Origin of the sequence: Azospirillum humicireducens, from assembly GCF_001639105.2 — a bacterium.
Lineage (GTDB): Bacteria > Pseudomonadota > Alphaproteobacteria > Azospirillales > Azospirillaceae > Azospirillum > Azospirillum humicireducens.
In genome coordinates, this window is the sequence record NZ_CP028907.1 from 625,443 (window position 1) to 633,092 (window position 7,650).

5 protein-coding genes are annotated in these 7,650 nt (G+C 66.4%); all 5 read right to left on the bottom strand.

All coding sequences use genetic code 11. The features are described 5' to 3' along the window. Positions 1-34: 34 nt before the first annotated feature. Positions 35-1,153 carry a [citrate (pro-3S)-lyase] ligase gene (gene citC / locus A6A40_RS29925; protein ID WP_108549437.1) on the bottom strand — a complete coding sequence of 373 codons (1,119 nt, stop codon included), beginning with the start codon at positions 1,151-1,153 and terminating at the stop codon, positions 35-37. Between the two features lie 223 nt (positions 1,154-1,376). Continuing rightward, on the bottom strand, positions 1,377-3,677 hold the full coding sequence (locus A6A40_RS29930) for an NADP-dependent malic enzyme (RefSeq protein ID WP_108549438.1): 2,301 nt from the start codon (positions 3,675-3,677) through the stop codon (positions 1,377-1,379). 125 nt (positions 3,678-3,802) lie between these two features. Beyond that, positions 3,803-6,349 (bottom strand): sensor histidine kinase, encoded by a 2,547-nt coding sequence (locus tag A6A40_RS29935; RefSeq protein ID WP_108549439.1) that lies wholly within the window; start codon positions 6,347-6,349, stop codon positions 3,803-3,805. After that, positions 6,339-7,013, bottom strand: coding sequence for a response regulator transcription factor (locus tag A6A40_RS29940; RefSeq protein WP_108549440.1), 675 nt, complete (start codon positions 7,011-7,013; stop codon positions 6,339-6,341). Before A6A40_RS29940 ends, A6A40_RS29935 begins: the two co-directional genes overlap by 11 nt. Positions 7,014-7,185: 172 nt before the next feature. Then, the gene (locus tag A6A40_RS29945) at positions 7,186-7,392 is read right to left on the bottom strand and encodes an antitoxin Xre/MbcA/ParS toxin-binding domain-containing protein (protein ID WP_108549441.1); all 207 of its coding nucleotides are present in this window, start codon (positions 7,390-7,392) and stop codon (positions 7,186-7,188) included. Between the last annotated feature and the right edge of the window lie 258 nt (positions 7,393-7,650).

The window sequence follows — 7,650 nt, forward strand, 5'->3', positions numbered from 1 at the left end:
GCGGACGCACCAAACGTCGCGCCGCCGGGCCGGTTCACATGCCGGCCGCCAGGGCCCGGTGCGCCAGCACGTCGGGCTCGCCGCCGTGACCCAGGGGGTCGGGGGCGAACGGCAGGATTTTCGACAGGTATTTTTCGCGCAGCAGCTCGAAGGTCGGTGCCGGCACCAGGGCGCGGATGCGGTCGAGGTCGCGGCTGCGCAGAAGGCGCCGCACCTCCGACGCCGAGATCGGCGTGCCGCCCGCGCGGGTGCGCGCCTCCTCGATCACCGTCACCGCCGGGGCGGTGCTGCCGGCCCCCTGCAGCCAGAACTTCATGTCGGCGTTGTATTTGCGCGTCGTTTCGCAGAAAGGCTCGGTGCCGACGAAGCGGTGGGTGATGCCGAGCGCCGGTGCGATGTGGTTGCGGAACAGCAGCAGGTCGATCGCCGTGCAGCAGTCGCCGACCACCCCCTTCTCCTTGAAGAAATAGTCGGGAAAGGTGGCGCGCGAGACCATGTATTGCGAGCCGTGATGCAGGGTCAGCCGCTCGATCCCGCGCACCCCTTCCTCGACCAGCGCGTAGCGGTCGCGGTAGGAGACGAAGGAGACGTCCTCGCTGACCACGAACAGGTGCAGCCAGTCGCATTGGGCCGCCGCCAGCTTGACCAGATACTGGTGACCCAGCGTGAAGGGATTGGCGTTGATGACGACGCCGCCGATCCTGGCATCCGGCCGCAGGCCCGGCGGGCGCAGCGCACGCAACCGGTCGCAATAGGAGCGGATGCCGACCGGCGTGTTCTCCATCAGCGTGACGTAGCCGGGCACTTCGGCCAACGCATAGAAGCCGCAGCCCTGGAAGAAGGAGACGTTCTCCGGCCGGGTATAGAGGAACAGGTGCGAATGGCCGCGCTCGTAGGCGAGATGGACCACCTCGCTCAGCAGCGTCAGGCTCAGTGCCCCGCCGCGGAGATCCGGATCGATGGCGCAGCATTTGACGATGTTGCTTTCCAGCCCGGCACAGGCCACCAGCCGCCCTGCGGCGCGGCAGACCACGAAGACCTGGATATGCTCCTCGTAATCCAGGCCGCAGCTGCCCAAGAGCGCTCTGATTTCACGGCGCTCCTTCGCGCTCGTCGCCGGATCAACGGAGTAAAAGTCGAATTCGTCAGTCACGGATTCATGCTCCTTCTGGAGCTTCCGACAGGGTGGTCGCGGTGTTTATGGGTCGGGCACTCCCTCCCCCCGCGCCGGGCAACGACGCCTTGCAGGCGTCCGATGGGAACCAGTGTGGACCGGACTTCTGTCAAATCGCTGTCAGGCCCGGTCCCCCTCCGTGGTCCATTTTGTCGCGGTCCCGCGGACCGGAGTCACTGCCGGCCCGCAGGACCGCCGCCCCTCACTCGGCCGCCTGGCGCAGCGGCACCGGGGTGTTGTCGATCTGGGCATCGACGACGGCCAGCGCAGTGACGTTGACGATGCCTCGGGTGGTGATCTCCGGCGTCACGATGTGCGCCGGGGCGCTGACGCCCAGCAGGATCGGACCGACCGCCAGGCCGTCGCTCAGCACCTTCAGCATCTCGAAGGCGATGTTGGCGGCGTCCAGCGTCGGCATCACCAGCAGGTTGGCCTGCCCGCGCAGCCGCCCGTTGGGCAGGGCCGCGTCACGCACCGTTTCGCACAGCGCCGCACCCGCCTGCATCTCGCCATCGGCCTCCAGCTCCGGCGCCCGCCGGCGCAGCAGCTCGCAGGCCGCCCGCATCTTCAGCGCCGACGGAGAGTCCGAACTGCCGAAGTTGGAGTGCGACAGCAGCGCAACCTTCGGCTCGATGCCGAAATGGCGGACCTTCTCCGCCGCCAGCACGGCGATCTCGGCGATCTCCTCCGCACTCGGGTCGGGGTTGACGTGGGTGTCGGTCAGGAAATAGGTGCCCTTTCCCAGGATCAGCAGCGTCATCGCCGCCGAGACCGGCGCATCGCCGCGGCGGCCCAGCAGGTCACGGACGTGGCGGTGATGCTCGGCATAGCGCCCGGCGGTGCCGCAGACCATGGCGTCCGCCGCACCGCGCCGCACCATCAGGCTGGCGAAGACGGTGGCATCGGCCCGCACCATGGTCGCGGCGAAATTCGGCGACACGCCGCGCCGGCCCATCACCTGCCGGTAGACGTCGGCATATTCGTGACAGCGCGGGTCGCGCACCGGATCGACCACCGTGACGTCACGGCCGGGGACCAGCCGCAGTCCGAGCTGTTCGATCCGCCGCGCCACCACCTCGTCACGGCCGAGCAGGATCGGCCGGGCGATGCCCTCGTCCACCGCCACCTGGGCGGCGCGCAGGACGCGCTCGTCCTCGCCCTCGGCATAGACGACGCGCTTGGGCGCCTGGGCCGCCTTGTGGAAGACCGGCTTCATCACGAGGCCGGAGCGGAAGACATATTGGCCCAGCCGCTCGCGGTAGGCGCGCAGATCGGGAATCGGCCGGGTGGCGACGCCGCTCTCCATTGCCGCCTGGGCGACGGCCGACGCCACATCGACGATCAGCCGCGGGTCGAAGGGCTTGGGCAGGATGTAGTCGGGTCCGAAGCGCAGCTGCTCGCCGGTATAGGCGGCGGCGACCACGTCGGATGCCTCGATGCGCGCCATGTCGGCGATGGCCTTGACGCAGGCGATCTTCATCGCCTCGTTGATCGTGGTAGCGCCGACGTCCAGCGCGCCGCGGAAGATGAAGGGGAAGCACAGGACGTTGTTGACCTGATTGGGGTAGTCGGAGCGGCCGGTGGCGATGATGGCGTCGGGACGGGCAGCGCGCGCCTCCTCCGGCGTGATCTCCGGATCGGGGTTGGCCAGCGCCAGGATCAGCGGCTTGGCCGCCATCGTCTTGACCATCGCGCCTGTCAGCACGCCCGGACCGGACAGGCCGAGGAAGATGTCGGCGCCGACCATCGCCTCGCCCAGGCTGCGCACGGATCCTGCCGTGGCGTAACGGTCCTTGTAGGGGTTCATGCCAGCGTTGCGGCCCTGATAGACCACGCCCTCGCGGTCGACCAGCACGATGTTGGCGCGCTTCACCCCCATGCCGACCAGCAGATCGAGGCAGGCGATACCCGCCGCACCGCCGCCGGTGGAGACGATGCGCACATCCTCGAACCGCTTGCCGATGACCTGCAGGGCGTTGTAGACGGCTGCTGCGACGACGATGGCGGTGCCATGCTGGTCGTCGTGGAAGACCGGGATCTTCATCCGCTCCTTCAGCCGGCGTTCGACCTCGAAACAGGCGGGGGCGCCGATGTCCTCCAGATTGATGGCGCCGAAGGTCGGCTCCAGCCGGGCGATGGTGTCGACCAGCGCATCGACGTCCTTCTCGTCCACCTCGATGTCGAAGACATCGATGTCGGCGAATTTCTTGAAGAGGACGGCCTTGCCCTCCATCACCGGCTTGGAGGCCAGCGGCCCGATGTCACCCAACCCCAGCACCGCGGTGCCGTTGGAGATGACCGCCACCAGATTGCCGCGCGCCGTCACCTCTGCCGCGTTGGCGGGATCGGCGACGATGTCGGAGCAGGCAAAGGCCACACCCGGCGAATAGGCCAGCGCCAGATCGCGCTGCGTCATCATCGGCTTGGTGGGTACGATCGCCAGTTTGCCCGGCTTCCCGCAACGGTGGTATTCGAGTGCGCGCTCCTTCAGATCGCCCGACATGGCATTCCCCAATATTGATTGTCTCGCGGACGCATGTCGATGCCGAAGGCGGCATAGTTGCGGCTTGCTTGTCCGCGTCTTGACGAAGTCTTGGGGTTATAGGCGCGATATCTGTCAGAAGCCTGTCAGTAGCGGTTGGTCATCATGCGCCATTGTCGCAGGAAGCGGGCGCGCTTGCTGTCGTCCAGAAAGACGAGAAGGCCGGGATTGAGCGTGGTGTGCTGGAGCGGCCCGTTCAACTCGGCCAGCAGATGCGCCGGCGAGAAGGGGCCGTCCACCGTCGGAGAAATGGCGTACAGGGGCGTCCGGTTGGCGATCTGCGTCTGCCCCTCCTCCGACAGCAGATAGTCGATGAACAGGCCGGCAAGACCGGGCAGCGCCGCCCCCTTGGGGATGGAGGCGACGCGCGAGGTGACCAGCGTGTAGTCGCTGGGCAGCACGATGCCGATGGGCGCACCGGCCAGCTGCCGCGCCCGCGCGTAGGATCCCAGCAGATTGTAGCCGATCAGCCGTTCGCCGCGCTCGATCTGGTCCAGCATCTCGCCGGTACAGCAATGCTGGTCCATGTGCCGGTCGGCCATCGCGTCCACCAACTGCCAGAATTGGCTGTTCAGCACCGAATCCTGGGTGGCGAGCAGATAGCCGATGCCGCTCTGGGCGATGTCGTAGGTGACGATGCGCCCCTCATACACCTCCTTCTCGCGGATCAGCCGGATCAGGTCGTCGCGGGTGCGCGGCACGTCGGCCTCGGGCACTTGATCGCGGTTGTAGACGATGACCGCCGGTTCCTGCGCAAAGCTGAACGCCTCGTCGCGCCAGTTTGCCCAGCGCGGCAGCGCCGCCGTCGCCGGCGACACATGGCCCTGCATGTAGCCATCATTGACCAGCTTCACCTGCAGGTCGGCCGAGGAACTGATGACCAGATCGGGCAGCCGTTCGCTGGGGTGGACGATGCCGTCATAGAGCTCGACCGCCGTCAGCTCGTCATACTGGATGGCGATGGTGGGATTGCTGTGCTGGAAATCCTGGATCAGCGCCTCCATCACCGGCCGGTCGGTGGTGGAGGCGATGACGAGGGTGGCGGTCGCCTTTCCCGGTGCCGCATAGAGGAAACGTCTGGCATGGCTTTCCTCCGGCCAGAGCACCAGCATGGAAGCGAGCAGAAAGAGGGACGGCAGCCAGCAACGGTCCGGCCGCCGCGATGCGGTGTCGCCATCCCCTTCTGCGTTTCCCGCAGCGCCTCCCCTGCCCTCTGCCCCTTCGCCGGTCCGGCAGGCATGGCAGCGGTGGTCCAATGGAAAGACCATCCGGGCGATCAGTCCGCCGCCGGGGCGATCGATCAGCGAGAAGTCGGCACCATGCCCGTCGGCGACCGCGGCGGCGATTGCCAGCCCCAACCCGCTTCCCACCGTGCCGGCGGCGGAGCTGCCGCGGCCGAAGCGGCTCAGCACCTTGGGCTTCTCCTCGTCGGAAACACCGGGACCGCGATCGGCGACCTCGATCACCGGGCCGCGCTCACCGTTGGCCGGAAGCAGCCGGACCTCCACCGCGCCGGCATCGCCTCCATATTTGATGGCATTGTCCACCAGATTCACCAGCGCCTCGCGCAGGATCACCCCGTCGCCGCAAACGGCGATGTTGTCCTGTCCCTCCTGCTCGACACGCAGCGTGGTGTCCTCGGCGATGGTGGCGGCGCGCTGCACCACCTGCCGCGCCAACAACGTCAGATCGACGAAGTCGGGATGCAGCGCCTCGCTGCGATGGACGACCATGGCATGGCTGAGGAGCTGGGTGGTCAGCTCGCTCGCTTCGACCGCATTGCGGTGAACGCGACCGACGATGCGTTGAAGCCGGGCAGGGTCGGCCTCCTCCATCGCCAGTTCCGCCTGCGACCGCAGGGCGGCAAGCGGCGTCCGGATCTGGTGCGCCATGTCGGCCAGGAAGGTCTTCGTCGATTCCAGATTGCCGTGCAGCCGTGCCATCAGCGTGTTGATGGCGCTCAGGAGCTGGCGCACCTCCGCAGGGGCGGACACCTCGATCGGGCTGAAGTCGTTGGGACGGCGGGCATGGATCAGCTGTTCCAGGAACTCCAGCGGCGCCAGCGCCTGCCGAACGCCGAACCACACCAGCCCGATGCTCACCAGAAGCATCAGCATCACCGGGAGGAAGGAGTTCATGAAGTAACTCCGCGCCAGCGTATCGCGCTCTTCCCGCGTCTGGGCGACGATGATGGTCACCCAGTTGGCCTGCCGCGCCTGGACGATCAGATGTCCCAATGCGACGATGCGCACCCGCTCCCCGCGATAGACGGTGTCGGTGAAGGTGGCCGCGTCGTCGTGCCGCACGGTGCCGGGCAGATCCTGATAGCCGATGACCGGGCTGCCATCGGTGTCCAACACCTTGTAAAAGGCCCGATCGCGCCGTGCCATGGAAAGGATGCCGAGCGAGGAGTATGGAAGATCGACCTCGACGGCCCCTTCCTCCACACGCACGGCATCGGCGATGGCAAGCGCCGAGGCAAGCAGAAGCTGATCATAGGCACCGTCGGCAGCATTCCGCGCATCGCTGCGGATCAGCAGGAACAGGCATCCGGCCACCAGCGCCAGCACAATCACCAGCCGGACCATCAACCGCCGCCGCAGCGACCCCGTGGTGCGGCCGTCAGGGGACAACGTGCTGTTCCGCCACATAGCCCTGGCCATGCACGGTGCGGATCACCACGGACGCACGCTCCAGCTTGCGGCGGAGACGGGAAACATAGAGTTCGATGGCATTGGGCGCCACCGGCTGGTCGAGGCTGCACAGCCGGTCGATCAGGGTGTCCTTGGCCATCACCCGGTTCAGGTTCGACAGGAACAATTCCAGCAAGCGGAACTCCCGCGCACTGAGATCAACCGCCTGGGTCTCGATCGTCACCTTCTTGGTGGCAGTGTCGAAGACCAGATTGCCGAAGACCTGTTCGGACGTGGCGATTCCATGATGGCGGCGCAGCAGCGCGCGGCAGCGTGCCTCCAACTCGCGGAAATCAAAGGGCTTTACAACATAATCGTCAGCGCCGAGGTCGAGCGCATCCACCTTGGTGTCGACACGCGACCGGGCGGTGACCACGAGAACCGGCGTCTGATCGCCCTTGCGGCGCAGCTGTCGCAACAGCGTCTGCCCGTCCGGACCCGGCAGCATCAGGTCGAGGATGACAAGCTGATAGTCCTCGCCTGCCAGCAGCTCCTCCGCCTGGTAGCCGTCGGCAGCCCAATCGATGGCGTAGCCATGCTTGCGCAACCTTTGGATGATCGCATCGGCGAGATCCTCAGTGTCCTCAACGACCAATATGCGCATGCTACCCGCCTCCGTCGGCAGAACCAGCCCAGCCAATGCGTCCCCAGGAAGGCCGCTGCTCAAGACGCTATGAAAAGTCGCCGTCCGCCACCCTGCCCTGCATCAAGAACGGCAGTCAGACCCGACAGGAGCGACCATTTATCGCAGCGGGCCGCCGATGCAGGCCATCCAGTCAGACCGGGTGTCCCAATTCGAGCCTGCGCAGGCAGTGCAGGACCTGGGCCGTTCCGTCATCGGTCTTGACCAAATCGTCCGGCTTGACACCAAGCTGGCTGTCCTTGCACCCCATCCACTCTGCGGCTCGCTCGGCCGTACCAAGAACCTCGACCGCCCGCTCGAACACCATCTCGCCATTCGCCACGGCATTGAACCCAACCATGATAGCACCTCGATTCTGGAGAAAGCCGACCTCCTGAAGGCCCGGCGACCGCCGAATATCGGATTGCGTCCCAGAGCATCCGGGCTACCGACATTGGCCGGACATCATGCTAACCGTCGCAGCTGTCAAAGACCTGTCGGCCGATCATCGCTGAGGTGCAGGGATGCCGCCCAGGCACACGAAAAAAGCCCCGTCTCGTGAGAGGCGGGGCTTTTTTCGATTTGTGTGAAGATGCCAGCGACTATGCTTTGATTGAGA

What these genes read in the sequence shown, in the direction of transcription:
- A6A40_RS29930 (WP_108549438.1), bottom strand. Translation starts at nt 3,677, where the DNA reads ATGTCGGGCGATCTGAAGGAGCGCGCACTCGAATACCACCGTTGCGGG.
- A6A40_RS29940 (WP_108549440.1), bottom strand. Translation starts at nt 7,013, where the DNA reads ATGCGCATATTGGTCGTTGAGGACACTGAGGATCTCGCCGATGCGATC.
- A6A40_RS29945 (WP_108549441.1), bottom strand. Translation starts at nt 7,392, where the DNA reads ATGGTTGGGTTCAATGCCGTGGCGAATGGCGAGATGGTGTTCGAGCGG.